Genomic DNA, 16666 nt, shown 5'->3' with positions numbered 1-16666 from the left:
TATTTTACTTTAAAAGTAAAATAGTTTATTTAAATTACTATATTTATGTCTGCTGAAGGTCATGTTTTAGAAAAATCAGACTCGTCAAAGAGTTTAGTTAAATATATTCTTGTGTTAGCTGTGTTTCTGGGTGCCTTATGGCTTTCCTTCCAAAACGACGGTCCTTCAAAATTTCCAAAGCAAATAACAGATGAATTTACTTTTACTGCATGGGTTAATGATGGCGAGGATTACTTAAAAAAAAATTATAGATGGATAACAAAAATAATCGCTAGCTATATTAAAGAAGGATATTATGTCTTAGAGGATTTTCTTATAGACTCTCCATGGTTGTTGATTGCTGCAATTCTCTTTTTGCCTTGCTTAATTGCAGGAGGTTTAAAATTAGGCTTGTATTCTATATTTGTGGTTTATTTTTGGGGTGCAGTAGGAATGTGGGATGAGTCAATGCAAACCTTGGCATTAATGGGATTATCAGTTTTCTTATGTGTGTTTTTTGGAGTTATTCTCGGAATTTTATGTTCTCAAAGTAATCGGTTTGATAATTTCATGAAACCAGTTTTGGATACAATGCAAGTCATGCCAGCATTTGTTTATCTTTTTCCAGCTTTATTCTTTTTTGGAATTGGAGGAGCACCTGCGATATTGGCAACAATGATTTATGCAATGCCTCCTGTAATAAGGTTAACTAATTCTGGAATAAGACAAGTTTCCAAAGAAACAATTGAGTCTGCTACTTCATTTGGTTCAAGCAAACTTCAGCTTCTTTACAAAATTAAAATTCCACTTTCATTACCAAGCATCATGATGGGTATTAACCAGGTAATTATGATGGCTTTGGCACTAGTAGTATTAGCGTGTTTTATTGGTGCGGAAGGTATAGGTGGCCAGGTATGGTTAGCAATTCGAAATCTTGATGTAGGTTGGGCAATGGAAGGTGGATTGTGTATTCTTTTTATGGCTATTCTATTTGATAGGTTTAGTATGTCGTTTAGCAAACAAGAAGAAACTCTTCCATCAGATGTTCAAAAATTTTATTTACTACCTCAAACTTGGGAAAAATATCAAATAGCTAGAATCCTAGAAAGACCTTTAACTTTAATTCATTTAATAATTAAATTTATTTGTGAAAAAGTAACCACTTTAATAGGTGACTTATTTAAATATTTAATTTCTGTTTTTAACAAAGACTTGGGTAATGAAATAGGAGAGTTAATAAGTAAAAGATATTATTTAATTCCATCATTTATAGTTTTTTTTATTATCGTTTTAATTGACGCTTTTGTTGTAAACATTGGATCATTTCCATCAGAATGGAAACTTTCTATAAGACAACCAATAGCAGAAACTGTTAAGTCTCTTACAGTTAATCCTTCATTTATAGGGTTTACAAAAGGTTTGAGAGCATTTGTTTATCTGAACCTTTTAAATCCTCTCGATACATTTTTAACTCATATACCTTGGTGGTACACTATGAGTATATTCGCAGCAATTGGATACTTTACTGTAGGATTTAGATTTGCAATCATTACAGTGTTGTTGTTATTTTTTATTGCTGCTTGTGGAATTTGGACACAATCAATGGTTACTTTATCATCTGTTTTAGTATCAGTAGCTTTATGTTTTGCACTTGGTGTACCATTAGGAATAATAGCATCATATAATAAAAGATTTAGAGATATCCAAAATGTAATATTAGATGCGATGCAAACACTTCCGTATTTTTGTTATTTAATTCCTGTTTTGATGTTTTTTGGGGGCGGTATTGTTTCTGCTGTATTAGCAACTGTAATTTATGCGATACCTCCAATTATTAGATTAACATCTTTGGGTCTTACTCAAGTGTCTGGAAGTTTTTCTGAAGTATCAAGATCATTTGGAGGAACTTTAATTCAAACATTAAACAAAGTTAAATTTCCATTGGCTGTTCCAAGTCTAGTAATTGGTTTCAATCAAACTGTAATTATGGCGTTTGCAATGCAAATTGTTACACCTTTAATTGGGGGTAAAGGTTTAGGTCTTGAAGTGTTTAACGGATTAGCAAGATCTGATACCGGAAGAGGATTGGCTGCAGGAATTGGGATTGTTCTGATGGCTATTATTATTGATAGAATAAGTCTTGCTTGGACAAAAAAACAAAGAATAGCTTTAGGTTTAGAAAAAAAACAAGTATGACCAAAGATAAAGGTCTTCCTTTAACTAGTAATCATTGGGGTACATACAGAGCAAAAGTCAAAGATGGAAAAATTCAGGAACTTTTAGGGTGGGAACATGACAAAGACCCTTCACCTATTGCGCAAGGAATTTTAGATGTACTTGATGGTCCTACTCGAATAGACTCACCAATGATTAGAAAGAGTTGGCTGGAAGGTGGACCAGGTACAAATAATAAATTACGTGGAAGTGAGCCATTTGTAGAAGTTAGTTGGGAAAAGGCTGAACAGCTAGTCGCCGATGAACTTAATCGAGTTAAAGAGAAATTCGGAAACCCGTCTATTTATGGAGGATCATATGGGTGGGCAAGCGCTGGAAGATTTCATCATGCTCAAAGTCAACTTCATAGATTTTTAAATTGTATAGGTGGTTATACTAGTTCAAAATTTACTTACAGCTTTGCTGCAGCTGAAGCAATGGTTCCCCATATACTTGGAAGTTATAGAGCTTATCTAGATACATGTACGAGTTGGAGTTCAATTAAAGATAATACTAAAGTATTTTTATGCTTTGGAGGAATTCCAATAAAAAATGGTCAAATTTCTCAAGGAGGAACAGGAAATCATTATCAGCAAGAAAATTTAATAGAGGCTTCAAAATCAGGAATTGAATTTATTAATGTAAGCCCATTAAAATCTGATTTTATTGATGACGTTAAATGTGATTGGATAGCTGCACGACCAAATACTGACACTGCACTTATGCTGGGAATAGCACACACACTTCACGTAGAAGGTTTAAGTGATAAAGAGTTTTTAAAAAAATATACAGAAGGGTTTGAAAAATTTTTACCTTATCTTTTAGGTGAAACTGATGGAATTAAAAAAGATGCAAGCTGGGCTGCTGAAATATGCAATATATCTCCAGAAAAAATAAAAGAATTAGCTCACAAGTTATCCTCTAAGAGAAGTATGATTTCTCTAAGTTGGTCTTTGACAAGACAAGATCATGGAGAGCAACCGTTTTGGATGGCGATAATGTTGGCATCTATGATTGGACAAATTGGATTACCAGGTGGTGGATTTGGATTTGGATACAGTGCTACAAATTTTATAGGCGGTCAATTTACTATTTTACCAGGAGCAGCCTTTCCACAAACAAAAAATGAAATAGAAAATTTTATTCCTGTTGCTCGGATTAGTGATCTTTTACTTCACCCAGGAGAAAGATTTGATTTTGATGGAAAAAGTTATGAATATCCAGATACAAAAGTAGTTTATTGGGCTGGTGGAAATCCTTTTCATCATCATCAAGATCTAAATCGTTTGATTAAAGCTTGGGAAAAACCAGATACTATTATATCAAATGAATGGTGTTGGAATACATTGGCTAAAAGATCAGATATTGTTTTACCTTGCACAACACCTCTTGAAAGAAGTGATATTATGATGACACCAAGAGATCCTTATGTTGTTTCTATGTCAAAAATAATTGAACCTTATAAACAAGCAAAAGATGATTATGAAATTTTTTCCAATATAGCTAAAAGAATGGGTGTTAAAGACGAATTTACAGAAGGTAGAACCCAAGAAGAATGGCAAAAATGGATATATTCCGAGACTTCTAAACGAGCTGAAGCAGCTAATATTGAAATTCCAAGCTATGAGAAATTTAGAGAGAATAAATGGTTTAAGATTAAAGATCCTTCAGAACCTACACTCATGCTAAAAGAATTCATTGAAGATCCTTTAAAGAATCCTTTAAACACTCCTAGCGGTAAAATTGAAATATATTCCAAAACTGTTGCTGACTTTAATTATAATGATTGCCCTGGCCATCCTGTTTGGTTAGAACCTTGTGAGTGGCTTGGCAAAAAAAATAAAACCTTTCCACTTCATTTAATTTCAAATCAACCAAAGAATAAATTACACAGCCAAATGGATCATGGTAAATACAGTAAATCCTTCAAAATTAATGACCGAGAGCCCATAGAAATTAATCCACATGATGCAAAGAAACGTGGATTAAAAAATGGTGATGTTGTCAAGCTCTTTAATAATAGAGGAGCTTGCTTGGCAGGAGTTAAAGTTAATAAAAAAGTAATGGAAGGTGTTGTACAAATTAGCACTGGAGCCTGGTATGATCCAGAAAAAGCTAATGAACCTAATTCTATGTGTAAACACGGTAATCCTAATGTTTTAACACTGGATAAAGGAACCTCTAAACTTGGACAAGGCCCAATTGCACATTCATGTCTTATTGAGATGGAAAAGTTTATTGATAATCCTCCATCTATTACTGCATACGATCCACCAACTATTTTAAGAAATAAAACAAATATTAATTAAAAGGAATTTAATGGGAAACTTTCAAGAATTATCTGACTTAAAAAAAACTGTAAAGATTAGCGCAAGAAGATTTGAAGAATCCCCTTATATAGAAAGAACTAATTCTCCAGAAATGGTTAGAGGTGTTTATGCTGGAAGATATTTTGCAATTTCCTTAGGAGAAGACCCGGTTCAAAAATATTGGCTGTTAAGACAAAAGGCAGCAATGTTTGATGTTCCTGAAAAACCAATTGAAATATCTGGACCTGATGTGGCTGCATTTTTAGAAAAAGTTATGACTAGAAAAGTTTCAACAATTAAAGAAGGTCGAGGCTATTATTCATTAGCATGTACTCCTCAAGGTGGAATATTTATGGATGGAGTAATTTTTAAATTTAGTGAAAATAAATTTTGGTATGTACAAGCAGATGGGCCTTTTGAAGATTGGTTATTAGCTCACAGCAAAGGATTTGATGTAAAAATTTTAGATCCAAAATCAAGGGTTATACAAATACAAGGACCAGCTTCAATAGATATTATGAAAGCAGCCTCAAATGGAAAGATAAATGAAAATATGCAGTACTATAGATCTGGATTCTTTGATCTTGGAGGACAAAACTTATATGTTTCAAGATCAGGTTTTACTAACGAGCTTGGGTTTGAAATCTATTCTGATGGATTTAAAACTGATCATCTAGCTTTATGGGACCATCTTATGAATTGTGGAAAACCTTTTGGAATGGAACTTTCAGCAACAAGAGCAATGACTATAAGAAGAATTGAAGCTGGGATATTTGGTAATTTAACTGATATTGATACTACAATAAATCCTTTCGAAGCTGGTTTAGGATTTTGCGTAAATATGGATAAAGAGGATTTTATAGGTCGTGATGCATTATTAAATAAAGACAAAGGCACTTGTTTGTTTGGTTTAACTTGTAAAACTGAAACGCCAGTGTCTGGTAGTAAAGTAATCGATGAAGATAAAATTGTAGGTCATATAACTGCTGGTGTTCACTCTTTAACACTTAACACAGGTATAGGTTACGTAAGGTTTTATGAACCAAAAGATTGGCCAGGAAAAGAATTAATTTTAAAATTGCCTAATGGAGAAAATCATAAATCTAAAGTTGTAAATCTCCCCTTTTTTGATCCTGAAAAAAAAATTGTTAAAGGCATAGACAGAAGTATTCCTAAACAAACAAAATAGAGATATTAAAAAAAATTAACCTATTCTGGGTCATTGACAAAAAACCACACCTATACTCGCATAAAATCTTGCTTAAATAATTATTAATACAGTTTACATGGGTATAATTTTTGAATTAGTATGTTTTTTTTAATTAATTAATTAAGAGGAGAAACAATGAAATTAACAAAAACTTTTTCAGCTTTTGTATTATCTTTTGTACTTTTACTTGGAACTTTTTCACAAGCAAATGCTAAAAGATTAACAGCAGCTGTAGCAGACTGGACAGGTGGAGAAATTACTTGTCAGGTTGCTGTCAGTATGTTGGAAGAAGAGTTGGGATACAAAGTAAAAAGGGTAGTATTTCCATCAGGAACAGGATTGTGGGAAGCAATAGCTGCAGGTGAAATTGACTTTGCGTGTGAAAGTTGGCCGAGTTATGCTGAAGCAGATACTGTCATGATGAAAGGACCTCTAGTGTATGATGGTAAGACTATGTTCAATTATGAAGGTGATGGAAGTGTAAAACTTTTAGGTACATCTGGTATAATTGGACTTTCAGATTATTTTATTCCTAAATATGCTGCAGATAAATATGGAATTAAATCATGGAAAGATTTAAATAAACATAAAGACAAATTTGCAACTATTGAAAGTGGTAACAGAGGAAGATTAATTGCTTGTCCTGTTGCAGGTTGGAACTGTCATGATCAAAAAAGACTTGATCTTTTAGGAATTGATTTCCAAGCTGATGAGTTAGGAACTGAGGCTGCTGCGCTTGCTGAAGCCTCTGCTGCATATGAAAGAAAAGAGCCTTTCTTATTATACCTATGGGAACCGCATTGGTTCTTTGGTGCTTACGATATGGTTGGTGTAGGTCTTCCTGAGCACAAAACTTGTGATAGTTTTACTGAAGCTAATAACTGGAAAGATTGTGGAACTGCTGCATGGCCAGCAACAGGTTGGGCAAAAGACTATACGTTCAACTATGGTAACCCAGCAACTTTCGCTAAACCAGAAAATGCTAAAGCTGCAGAATTCTTCACAAAGATGAAGTTTGACAATGCAGATCAAGCTGTAATGCTAGTTGAAGTTAAACAAAAAAATAGAGATCTTAAAGAAGTAGTTAAAGAATGGAAAGACGCTAATCCTGATAAATGGAGTAGTTGGATTCCAAAATAATTATTATTTAAATAAAAAAATTAAAAGGGCTTTGATTTTCAGAGCCCTTTTTTTTGGGAATATTAATCTTCGCTATTAGTATCTTCTTCGTTAGATTGAATTTCTTCTGCCTGCATTTCTTCGATAGAAGCATCACCTTCTTCAGCAGTTTCTATAGGATCAGCAGAACTTGTTTCTGTAGAATTTTGTATTTCAGCTAAGTCTTCTTGAGATACTTGAATTTTTTCAGGAGTTTTTCTTGCTCTTTTAGATGGTAAGATCGGTGTACCACTTTTTGAAATTTCACCCTTATACATATTTTCAAAATCATCACCTATTTCTTCATCGTCATCTGAACCATCATCAACTTGTTCAACGTGTTTTCTAAGTTTGTAAACAGCACTCTCGGTTAAATCTGAAACTTTAATTTTTTTTTCTGCTATTTCTCTAAGAGAGATAACTGTATTTTTATCATTATCTCTATCTAGTAATGGTTCAATACCTGAATTTAATTGAGTTGCCCTTTCTTTAGCAACAAGAACTAATTCGTAAGGGCTTTCTACTTTGTCTATGCAGTCTTCAACTGTTACTCTTGCCATGGGCGATTATTTATACCTGAGACCTGTAAAATGCAAGTTTTTTTTAAATAATAACTGGATTGAGCTTTTTTCTTATCAAAAAAAGAAGGATTAAAGAGATAGAAATATATGTACCTGAAACAGCTACAATTTCTTCTATTGTAAAACCAATATCAATCAAAAATCCATATAAAGCTGTGCCAAATGCTGTAGCAAACACCATTAATGCTGTTGTTAATGCTTTTATCGATCCAATATGTTTTACTCCATAAAGCTCAGCCCAAGTAGAAGACCCTAAAATATTTGAAAAACCATTAGAAATTCCAACCAAACCTAAGAAAACAAAAGCTATAATTGGTGTATCAAAAAAGAATAATACAATTGCTGAGAGTAAAAGCGGGATATTCATAAATATTAATAATTTTCTACTTGTGAATTTATCAATTAAATATCCAGACAAGAATAGAGTCAAAACAGAAAAAATTGAGTAAGACATAAATGATTGAGCGATTGTGTAAGGCCCCCAACCTTTTGATGTTTGTACAAATGATTGAAATACAGCAAAGCCAGTAAAGATCCATGGCATAGCAAGCATATTAAGGCTAATTATATAAAATCTGTAATCTTTAATAACCTCTATTCTCTTCCATTGTTTTATTTCTTCATCTTTTATATTTTCATCTTTAGACTCTCTAGAGTCTAAATTTAAATTTTTAATTAATGAAAAAGAAACTATTGGTAGGAAAATTAAAACTGTAATTGAAAATATTAACCATAAGTTTTGCCAACTAATAATTGTTAATAAGTATACCATTAAAACTGGCATAATGAATTCTGCAGAGGATAATCCAAACCAACTTATACTTAAGGCTTTTCCTCTAGTTTTAGTAAAATATCTTGAAATTGTTGTTGATGCTGTATGAGACATTAATCCTTGACCAGAAAATCTCATTAAAAATATTGCAACAAAAAGAAGTAAAACTGATGAAATTTTTGAAAAGAAAAAACATGCAAAAGATAATAGTATAATTACCAAAAAAGCAAATTTAAAAATATTTACATCGTCAATTTTTTTTCCAACCCAAATTAATAATAAGCTACTACATAAAGTTGCAGATGCATAAATTGTACCAAATTGTCCATGAGTAATAGATAAAGTCTCTCGTATACTAGAATTAAATAATCCTAAAAAATAACTCTGTCCAAAACTAGAAAAAAATGTAAAAATAAATCCGAATAAAATTACTTTAAACTTCAAACTGTTAAACATAGGAAATAAAAATTATGTCTTGTAATGTTGCTTTCATAGGTCTTGGTGTCATGGGTTATCCAATGGCTGGTTATATATCAAAAGCTGGTCACAATGTAACTGTTTATAATAGAACAGACGCAAAAGCTGATAAGTGGATAAGTGAATATAAAGGAACTAAAGCAGTTACTCCTGCAAAAGCTGCTGAAGGAGCTGATTATATATTTACATGTGTTGGGAATGATAATGATTTGAGAGAGGTAACTTTTGGTGAAAATGGAATTTTTAAAACAATTAAAAAAGGTGCAATCTATATAGACAATACAACTGCTTCAGCAACTATTGCACTTGAGATTTATGAATATGCTAAAAAAAATGAGTTTGGTGCATTAGATGCTCCTGTATCTGGTGGTCAAGCTGGTGCAGAAAATGGTGCATTAACAGTTATGATTGGAGGTGATCAAGCTGATTTTGATAAAGCAAAAGATAAAATAGATTGTTATAGCAAAAAGATGAAATTATTAGGTGGAGCTGGAAACGGACAGTTAGCTAAGATGGTTAATCAAATTTGCATTGCAGGATTAGTTCAAGGTTTATCTGAAGGGATAAACTTTGGAATGAAAGCAGGTTTAAATATGGAAGATGTAATTGAGGTTATATCCAAAGGTGCCGCACAATCTTGGCAAATGGAAAATAGATACAAAACAATGATTGATGATAAATTTGAATTTGGCTTTGCAGTTGATTGGATGAGAAAAGATTTAAAAATTGCAATGGAAGAGGCAAAAAATAACGGTTCCATGCTTCCTATAACTGAAGTTGTTGATAAGTATTATGGAGAAGTCCAAGAAATGGGCGGTAATCGATGGGATACATCAAGTTTAATCAAAAGATTAAGTAAGTAATTTTGGATGCATCCTGCGTACTACGAAGATTTTAATGAGATCAAAAATAAAATTTGGTCTATGCTTGATAATGCCATAAAGGATAGAAATTCTCCTTTTAGAATTCCAGTGTTTATTTGTGGTAATGAAAATGATCTTGATGGCAGGATAGTAGTTCTAAGAAAATCAGATAGAGCAAATAACCTTGTACAATATCATAGCGATATAAGATCAGATAAAATTGACAAATTAAAATTAAACAAAAATGCAGCAATGTTATTTTATGATAAAGAAGAAAAAATACAGGTAAGATTAAAAGTTGAATGTATTGTTAATCATGACAATGAAATTACAAAAGAGTCTTGGTTAAAAACACAACATATCTCTAGAAAATGTTACTTAGTTGATAATGGACCAGGCACAGAGTCTGATATTCCAACATCTGGGCTGAAACCTGAACTTGATAATTTTGATTACACTAAGGAACAAAGTGAAGAAGGATATAAAAACTTTACAGTGATTCAGTGTAAAATTCAATCTATGGAGTGGCTATATCTAGCCGCCAAAGGTCATCGTAGAGCTAAATTTGATCTTAAAAATAATAAAGAAAACTGGTTAGTTCCTTAAATTTTTTTTTCATATACCTTTAACAATTATATTGTTTCCTTCAGAATTTTGTAATCGTATATCTTTAACAGGTTTATATTCATCTGAATGATACCACTCTAAAGCTTTTTCGTAGGTTGGAAATTTAATAATTACTAATCTTGGAAAATTATCTTCACCCTCAACAACTTGATATTCACCATTTCTGACAAGATATTCACCTCCAAATTTTTTTACTACCTCACTAACCTTAGCAACATATTCTTTATAGTTTTCTGGATTTGTTACTTTTAATTGTGCAATTACATAGCCCGCTGACATTAAATACCTCCTTTAAAAAATTGATTTTGAATATCTTTTCCAATTATCTTGATAATGTTTTGTATTTTTTAAAACAGCTTCTTTCTCTTCTTCAGTTACTTTTCTAATAATTCTACCTGGAGAACCAACTACTAAAGAGTCATCTGGTATTTCTTTATTTTCAGCAATTAAAGTTTTAGCTCCGATAATACAATTTTTACCAATTTTAGTATTGTTTAGTATTACAGCTCCAATACCAATTAAACTATTTTCTCCTATGGTGCATCCGTGAAGCATAACTAAATGACCAACAGTTACATTTTTTCCTACCTTTAAAGGATATCCAGGGTCTGTATGCAATACACTTCCATCTTGAATGTTAGAACCTTCTCCAATATGAATATTTTCAAGGTCTCCTCGCAATACAGCATTAAACCAAATACTGGTATTTTTTTCCAAAGTTACATCGCCAATTATAGTCGCGTTAGGTGCTACCCAATTTTCACCAGAGTTTTTTGGTTTTTTATCTTTTAAATCATAAAACATAATTTATATATTATTACAGTATGCCGATACAAACTCCAATATGTGATTTTGGTAAAAAAGCTTTACCATTTGAATTAAAATCTACAGAAAATAAAATTATTACTTTAGATAAGATTAAAGGTGAAAATGGTACTTTGATAATGTTTATTTGTAATCATTGTCCTTATGTAAAAGCAGTTACTAAAGAAATTGTTGAAGATTGTAATGAATTAAAAAAAATAGGAATTAATTCAGTAGCAATATGTTCAAATGACTTTGTGAATTATCCAGATGATTCATTTGATAACATGATTAAATTTGCAAACAATAATCAATTTAGTTTTCCATATTTACATGATGATACTCAGGAAATTGCAAAATCTTATGATGCTGTATGTACACCTGATTTTTTTGGTTATAATAAAAATTTAGAACTTCAATACAGAGGTAGATTAAGAGAATTAAAAAAATTTATACCAGTCAATGATGGTGAAAGTGATCTGTTAAAAGCTATGAGACAAATAGCAGAAACTGGTAAAGGACCAGAAAATCAACTTCCAAGTGCAGGTTGTGGTATTAAATGGAAGTTTGATTAATGTATTTAATTATTACAAGATCTTTCCCTCCAGAACTTGGAGGCATGCAAAGTTTAATGTGGGGACTTTCAAAAGAACTATCTAAAAACTTTATGATTAAAGTTTTTGCAGATTATATTAAAAATCATAAAACTTTTGATGAACAAGCATCTTTTTCAATTGAAAGAGTTGGTGGACCTAAATTTCTTAGAAAATATAGAAAAGCGCACTTAATTGATGAGTTTGTTAAAGAGAGTAAAGTTAACGCAATTATTGCAGATCACTGGAAAAGTTTAGAACATCTAAAAACTAATAAAAAAAAGATTTGTTTAATTCATGGAAAAGAAATTAATCATGAAAAAGGATCAAGAACTAATAAGCGTTTATTAGAAGTGTTAGATAAAGTTGGAAAAGTAGTAGCAAATTCTGAATACACAAAAAATCTAGCAATAAAAGTCGGGGTAAATGAAGATAAGATTATTGTGATCAACCCTGGAATTGACTCAATGAAAAATTTAGATCAAAAAATATTAGATAAAGTTGAAAGTTTACTAAAAGTTAAAACGCCTAGATTAATAACTGTTTCAAGATTTGATAAGAGAAAAAATCATGAAAAAGTAATAATGGCTTTAAGAAATCTTAAACAGATCTATCCAGACATAGTATATATTTGTGTTGGCTATGGTGATGAAGAGGAAAATATTAAAAACCTTGTTAAAGAATTAGATTTAGAAGCGCAGGTAATGTTTTTTAAAGATATTACTGATGATTTAAAAAATGCTTTAGTGGAAAAATCAGATGTATTTGTAATGCCATCAGTTATTCATAAGTCCTCAGTTGAGGGGTTTGGAATAGCTTATACAGAAGCAGCTCAATATAGCGTTCCTTCAATTGGTGGTAAAGATGGTGGTGCCCCAGATGCCATAGAACATGAAAAGACAGGGTTAATTTGTGATGGAAACAATCTAGATGCAGTTTATTTTTCATTAAATTCAATTTTAGAGAACAAAAAATATTTAGAGTATGGAAAAAATGCAAAAGAGTTTGTTACAAAGTTCTATTGGTCAAATATTGTTAAAAAATATAAAGATATTCTAAACTAAGATTGTTTATACCTCAGTTATACTTATAGTAATTTATTAATGTCTAATAATAAATTAGCTATTTTTTTAATAATTATTTCTGTTTTTTTTGGAACTGTGATGCTCTCATTTTTAAGGATAGCTCAAGAAGATGTAAATGTTTATGTTGCAGGTTTTTTTAGATTTTTTTTAGGTTTAGTAATAATTATGCCATATATTATCAAAACAAATTTTGCTGTTTTAAAAACAAATCATATTAAAAAACATTTGTTAAGAGCGGCGCTTGGTTTACCTGCAATGCTTTTATACTTTTCCTCATTAGTATTGCTTCCTATTGAAAAAGTTACAGCAATATCTTTTGTTGTACCTTTAATGGTTACAATACTTGCGGTATTTTTTTTAGGGGAAAAGATTTATATCTATAGAACTTTAGCCCTAATTCTTGGTTTTGGTGGAATGCTAATTATCATTAGACCTGGTTATGTAGATATATCTATTGGAGTATATATGATTTTATTTTCAGCATTATTATGGTCAATCAACATAATCATAACTAAAAAAATCTCAAAAGATGATAGCGCTATAACAATTTTAGCTCATCAATCTATTTTTATGAGCTTATTTAGTTTTATTATTGTTTTATTTTTTTGGGAAACACCTAGTTTAAAAACATTTATCTATTTATTTTTAGCAGCTATCTGTGGAACTGTATTACATTTAACGCTAAACCATGCTTTTAAACTAGTAGATGTAAGTATGACACAACCCTACTCTTTTTTAAATTTAGTTTTTGCTTCAATTATTGGATATTTTGTGTTTGGTGAAATTCCAGATCTTTATACTTGGATTGGTGCATTAATAATATTTATAGGTGTATTGATAATTTCTTATAGAGAGATGAAACTTGATAAAGAAATAATTAGAAAAAGAGTAGATATAAAATCTTAATTTTTTTTAGAAAATGTTTTATAAATATGCCAAACAACAATCAAAATTGTTGTTACAAGTATGCATGCAGTCAAAGTCCTATCCCACAAGAATTCCCACGATCCATTACTTAGCAATAATGATCTTCTTAAGTTTTCTTCCATTAAACCACCAAGTACAAAAGCTAAAATAAGTGGTGGCATTGGAAAATCATATAATCTTAAATAAGTTGCAACTACCGCTATGCCAATCATTAAATAAATATCAAAATTATTAAACGACATCACGTATATCCCTGTGACTGAGAAAAATAAGATTAAAGGTATTAAATAATTTTTAGGAACAGCAAGAATTCTAGCTATATAAGGAATTAGAGGTAAGTTTAATATCAATAAGATTACCATACCAATATACATAGACATAATTATTGACCAGAAAATTTCTGGGTTTGTCATATAAAGTCTTGGTCCGGGTTGAACACCAAATCCTAAAAGAGCACCCAACATTACAGCCGTGGTTCCACTTCCTGGAATTCCTAAAGTTAGCATTGGTACAAATGATCCAGAACAAGCTGCATTATTTGCCGTTTCAGGTGCAGATAATCCATTTACACTACCTTTACCAAATTTTTCTTTTTCTTCATCGCTAACTAAATTTCTTTCCATACCGTAAGCTAAGAAGGATGCAATAGTTGCACCAGCACCTGGTAGAACACCAATTAAAAAACCAATCACTGATGATCTTGGAATTGTTTTGTACATTTTGGTTCTCTCTTCTTTGTTAATCTTAATAGAACCTAATTCAGTTAAAGAAACCTGTTTAGCAGCACTAGTTGGATCATTTCTTTTTAAAATAATTGTTAATGCTTCACTCATTGCAAATGTTGCCATAACTACAAGAACAAAACTTATGCCATCAGTTAAGTTCATATTGTTGAATGTAAATCTGGTAATATCAGACAAACTATCTTGGCCAACAGAGGCTAACATTAAACCTAATACCACCATCATCATTGCTTTTAAAAATTGACCTTTAGATGAAAATGCAGCAATTGCTGTTAAGCCTAATATCATCAAAGCAAAATAATCTGGTGATCTAAAAGATAAACTTACTTTAGATAAACTTGGTGCCATAAATAATAAATAAATCGCAGATAGCGTTCCTCCTGCAAATGAACTCCATGCAGCAATAGCTAGAGCTTTTCCAGCTTTACCTTGTTGTGCCATTGGATAACCATCAAATGAAGTTGCAACAGTACCTGGTACACCTGGTGCATTTAATAATATTGACGAAGTAGATCCACCAAACACTGCTCCATAATAAACACCAGCCATTAAAATTAATCCTGTTGCAGGCTCAAAGCCGTAAGTAATTGGTATCATTAAAGCAATTGCCGTCATTGGTCCAAGACCAGGGAGCATTCCTATAATTGTTCCAAAAAAACAACCAACCATAACCATTAATATATTTTTAATTGTAAGGGCTGTCGTTAAACCAATTAATATTCCCTCAATCATCCCATCACTCCAATTGATTGTAAGAATGGATCTCTTAAATAAATATTAAGAACTCCGTGAAGTAGATACATAAATGCTGCTACAAAAGGAAAAGAAAGAATAAACATTAATATCCATCTTCTTTCTCCAAGGAAATAATAAGAAGCAAATAAAAATAAAGAAGTAGTTAAAAAATAACCAACTTTTAAAATTGTAGCTCCATAAATAATTGCAATAAGTATAAGTATTCCAGTTTTTTTATACTCTAAATTTTTGTGCTCAACTTTAATAGTATTTTGATCTGGTAAAATAAGTTTTAATCCAGAAAAAAATAATCCAGCGTAACCTAAGTAGATCGGAAATGTTCTAGCATTAAAAGGTGCATTTTCATCAAATGCAAAAACTTGAATTTGGTATGCAGTATATAAATAAAACGCTGAAAATATAAAAAAGAGCAGTGATATAATTTTTGTAGTATTTATATTCACTGCTCTAATTTTTTATAATCCTTAGGATTAAATAACTCCTAGTTTCTTCATAAGAGCTGTCATTTCTTCTGTTTGTTTTTCTAAGAAAGAAACAAACTTATCACCTGGATTGTATATATTTACCCAAGCATTTCTTGCTCTGACAGTTTCCCATTCAGAAGTTTTTTGTACATCACCTAACATTTTAGCAATTGCATTTTTATCTGCACTGCTCATACCTGGAGGACCAAAAAACCCTCTCCAGTTAACGAATTGTACATCATAACCTTGTTCTTTAAGAGTTGGTGCATCTGGAGCATCAGAAACTCTTGAAGGAGCAGTAATACCAATAATTGTTACTTGATCTCTTGCACCCATCAGTTCACCTAAACCTGTAGAGATAATTTGAGTCTCTCCAGATAAAAGTCCTGCTAACGCTTTTCCACCAGCATCATAAGGAATGTAAGCTACATCATTTGGATTAGCACCCGCAGCTTGGAAAGCTAATGCACCAATTAAATGGTCCATACTTCCTCTTACTGATCCACCAGCCATTTTAATTGAGCTTGGATCCTTTTTATACGCATCAACTACATCTTTAAAGTTTTTATATGGTGAGTTTTTTGCAACAGCAATTGCACCATAGTCACCTATTACACCAGCGATTGGTACAACATCTTTATAAGATAAAGTACCACTTCCACTCACATATCCTTTATGTCTAGTAATTGATCTTAATACTAATGGTGTAGATTGAACTAAAACTGTGTTTGCAGGTTTTGTATTAATCATGAAAGCTAATGCTTTTCCACCACCACCACCTGACATATTTTCAAATGATGCACTTTTTAACATTCCAGCTTTTGTTAAAGCTTCTCCAGTACCTCTAGCAGTTCCATCCCAACCACCACCAGCACCACCACCAATTACAAAGTGCAATTTATCAATTGCTATTGAACTAGTTGTTGTTGCTGAGAATAGTAGGATTGCAGAAAATAATACTGAAATTATTTTTTGTAAGTTTTTCATTATTTTTCCTCTCTAATTTAAAAAATTGAGTAAATTACACTCAGTGGTTTAATGCAACATATAATGTTTTAATTCAACTAATAGTTGATTATAATTATTGGGTTAAAAACTTAATAT

General features: G+C 31.5%; 16 protein-coding genes. 9 read left to right on the top strand and 7 right to left on the bottom strand.

The features are described 5' to 3' along the window. Positions 1–45 precede the first annotated feature (45 nt). From PB7211_RS07835 to PB7211_RS03895, 4 genes are all read left to right on the top strand, one after another. Positions 46–2175: an ABC transporter permease gene (locus PB7211_RS07835; protein ID WP_008544309.1), complete on the top strand. Its 2130-nt coding sequence runs from the start codon at positions 46–48 to the stop codon at positions 2173–2175. Continuing rightward, a complete protein-coding gene (locus PB7211_RS03905) occupies positions 2172–4502 on the top strand; it encodes a molybdopterin guanine dinucleotide-containing S/N-oxide reductase (RefSeq protein WP_008543996.1) in 2331 nt (776 codons plus the stop codon). The genes PB7211_RS07835 and PB7211_RS03905 overlap by 4 nt, the downstream gene beginning before the upstream one ends. A gap of 10 nt (positions 4503–4512) precedes the next feature. After that, a complete protein-coding gene (locus PB7211_RS03900) occupies positions 4513–5691 on the top strand; it encodes an aminomethyltransferase family protein (RefSeq protein WP_008545163.1) in 1179 nt (392 codons plus the stop codon). 156 nt (positions 5692–5847) lie between these two features. After that, on the top strand, positions 5848–6852 hold the full coding sequence (locus PB7211_RS03895) for a glycine betaine ABC transporter substrate-binding protein (RefSeq protein WP_008544287.1): 1005 nt from the start codon (positions 5848–5850) through the stop codon (positions 6850–6852). 62 nt (positions 6853–6914) lie between these two features. Here PB7211_RS03895 and rpoZ read toward each other — a convergent pair whose 3' ends face one another. Both rpoZ and PB7211_RS03885 read right to left on the bottom strand, forming a co-directional pair. Then, positions 6915–7430, bottom strand: a complete 516-nt coding sequence (rpoZ, locus tag PB7211_RS08130; RefSeq protein ID WP_008544530.1) for a DNA-directed RNA polymerase subunit omega — start codon at positions 7428–7430, stop codon at positions 6915–6917. Positions 7431–7473: 43 nt separating this feature from the next. Next, positions 7474–8667: an MFS transporter gene (locus PB7211_RS03885; protein WP_232208831.1), complete on the bottom strand. Its 1194-nt coding sequence runs from the start codon at positions 8665–8667 to the stop codon at positions 7474–7476. A 26-nt stretch (positions 8668–8693) separates the two neighbouring features. On the opposite strand from PB7211_RS03885, the gene PB7211_RS03880 reads away from it, so the two are divergent. Together PB7211_RS03880 and PB7211_RS03875 are read left to right on the top strand one after the other, a co-directional pair. Further along, positions 8694–9563 (top strand): NAD(P)-dependent oxidoreductase, encoded by an 870-nt coding sequence (locus PB7211_RS03880; RefSeq protein ID WP_008545382.1) that lies wholly within the window; start codon positions 8694–8696, stop codon positions 9561–9563. A gap of 6 nt (positions 9564–9569) precedes the next feature. Further along, a complete protein-coding gene (locus tag PB7211_RS03875) occupies positions 9570–10169 on the top strand; it encodes a flavin-binding protein (RefSeq protein WP_008545474.1) in 600 nt (199 codons plus the stop codon). A 9-nt stretch (positions 10170–10178) separates the two neighbouring features. Here the strand turns inward: PB7211_RS03875 and PB7211_RS03870 are convergent, their stop codons facing one another. Together PB7211_RS03870 and PB7211_RS03865 are read right to left on the bottom strand one after the other, a co-directional pair. Further along, positions 10179–10469, bottom strand: coding sequence for a DUF1330 domain-containing protein (locus PB7211_RS03870; protein WP_008545951.1), 291 nt, complete (start codon positions 10467–10469; stop codon positions 10179–10181). A gap of 12 nt (positions 10470–10481) precedes the next feature. After that, a complete protein-coding gene (locus PB7211_RS03865) occupies positions 10482–10994 on the bottom strand; it encodes a gamma carbonic anhydrase family protein (protein ID WP_008545612.1) in 513 nt (170 codons plus the stop codon). A 20-nt stretch (positions 10995–11014) separates the two neighbouring features. On the opposite strand from PB7211_RS03865, the gene PB7211_RS03860 reads away from it, so the two are divergent. Genes PB7211_RS03860 through PB7211_RS03850 form a run of 3 tightly spaced genes read left to right on the top strand, consistent with a single transcriptional unit; the run spans position 11015 to position 13578 of the window. Continuing rightward, entirely contained in the window at positions 11015–11569 is a 555-nt protein-coding gene (locus PB7211_RS03860) for a thioredoxin family protein (RefSeq protein WP_008544365.1), read from the top strand. Continuing rightward, on the top strand, positions 11569–12651 hold the full coding sequence (locus tag PB7211_RS03855; protein ID WP_008546141.1) for a glycosyltransferase family 4 protein: 1083 nt from the start codon (positions 11569–11571) through the stop codon (positions 12649–12651). The genes PB7211_RS03860 and PB7211_RS03855 overlap by 1 nt, the downstream gene beginning before the upstream one ends. A 39-nt stretch (positions 12652–12690) precedes the next feature. Next, on the top strand, positions 12691–13578 hold the full coding sequence (locus PB7211_RS03850; RefSeq protein ID WP_008545626.1) for a DMT family transporter: 888 nt from the start codon (positions 12691–12693) through the stop codon (positions 13576–13578). Here PB7211_RS03850 and PB7211_RS03845 read toward each other — a convergent pair. Genes PB7211_RS03845 through PB7211_RS03835 form a run of 3 tightly spaced genes read right to left on the bottom strand, consistent with a single transcriptional unit; the run spans position 13575 to position 16549 of the window. Next, positions 13575–15074 carry a tripartite tricarboxylate transporter permease gene (locus PB7211_RS03845; RefSeq protein ID WP_008545422.1) on the bottom strand — a complete coding sequence of 500 codons (1500 nt, stop codon included), beginning with the start codon at positions 15072–15074 and terminating at the stop codon, positions 13575–13577. The genes PB7211_RS03850 and PB7211_RS03845 overlap by 4 nt on opposite strands. Further along, on the bottom strand, positions 15071–15541 hold the full coding sequence (locus PB7211_RS03840; protein ID WP_008544892.1) for a tripartite tricarboxylate transporter TctB family protein: 471 nt from the start codon (positions 15539–15541) through the stop codon (positions 15071–15073). The genes PB7211_RS03845 and PB7211_RS03840 overlap by 4 nt, the downstream gene beginning before the upstream one ends. Positions 15542–15568: 27 nt before the next feature. Continuing rightward, positions 15569–16549, bottom strand: coding sequence for a tripartite tricarboxylate transporter substrate binding protein (locus PB7211_RS03835; RefSeq protein ID WP_008545417.1), 981 nt, complete (start codon positions 16547–16549; stop codon positions 15569–15571). Positions 16550–16666 lie beyond the last annotated feature (117 nt).

Source organism: Candidatus Pelagibacter sp. HTCC7211 (assembly GCF_000155895.1).
Taxonomy (GTDB): domain Bacteria; phylum Pseudomonadota; class Alphaproteobacteria; order Pelagibacterales; family Pelagibacteraceae; genus Pelagibacter.
The sequence above is the reverse complement of the archived record's forward strand: the minus strand, read 5'-3'. Positions and strand labels throughout refer to the sequence as shown.

Bases quoted from the DNA above. Each gene is read 5' to 3' on its own strand.
- PB7211_RS07835 (WP_008544309.1), top strand. From the start codon at position 46: ATGTCTGCTGAAGGTCATGTTTTAGAAAAATCAGACTCGTCAAAGAGT.
- PB7211_RS03905 (WP_008543996.1), top strand. From the start codon at position 2,172: ATGACCAAAGATAAAGGTCTTCCTTTAACTAGTAATCATTGGGGTACA.
- PB7211_RS03900 (WP_008545163.1), top strand. From the start codon at position 4,513: ATGGGAAACTTTCAAGAATTATCTGACTTAAAAAAAACTGTAAAGATT.
- PB7211_RS03895 (WP_008544287.1), top strand. From the start codon at position 5,848: ATGAAATTAACAAAAACTTTTTCAGCTTTTGTATTATCTTTTGTACTT.
- rpoZ (WP_008544530.1), bottom strand. From the start codon at position 7,430: ATGGCAAGAGTAACAGTTGAAGACTGCATAGACAAAGTAGAAAGCCCT.
- PB7211_RS03880 (WP_008545382.1), top strand. From the start codon at position 8,694: ATGTCTTGTAATGTTGCTTTCATAGGTCTTGGTGTCATGGGTTATCCA.
- PB7211_RS03875 (WP_008545474.1), top strand. From the start codon at position 9,570: ATGCATCCTGCGTACTACGAAGATTTTAATGAGATCAAAAATAAAATT.
- PB7211_RS03870 (WP_008545951.1), bottom strand. From the start codon at position 10,469: ATGTCAGCGGGCTATGTAATTGCACAATTAAAAGTAACAAATCCAGAA.
- PB7211_RS03865 (WP_008545612.1), bottom strand. From the start codon at position 10,994: ATGTTTTATGATTTAAAAGATAAAAAACCAAAAAACTCTGGTGAAAAT.
- PB7211_RS03860 (WP_008544365.1), top strand. From the start codon at position 11,015: ATGCCGATACAAACTCCAATATGTGATTTTGGTAAAAAAGCTTTACCA.
- PB7211_RS03855 (WP_008546141.1), top strand. From the start codon at position 11,569: ATGTATTTAATTATTACAAGATCTTTCCCTCCAGAACTTGGAGGCATG.
- PB7211_RS03850 (WP_008545626.1), top strand. From the start codon at position 12,691: ATGTCTAATAATAAATTAGCTATTTTTTTAATAATTATTTCTGTTTTT.
- PB7211_RS03845 (WP_008545422.1), bottom strand. From the start codon at position 15,074: ATGATTGAGGGAATATTAATTGGTTTAACGACAGCCCTTACAATTAAA.
- PB7211_RS03835 (WP_008545417.1), bottom strand. From the start codon at position 16,549: ATGAAAAACTTACAAAAAATAATTTCAGTATTATTTTCTGCAATCCTA.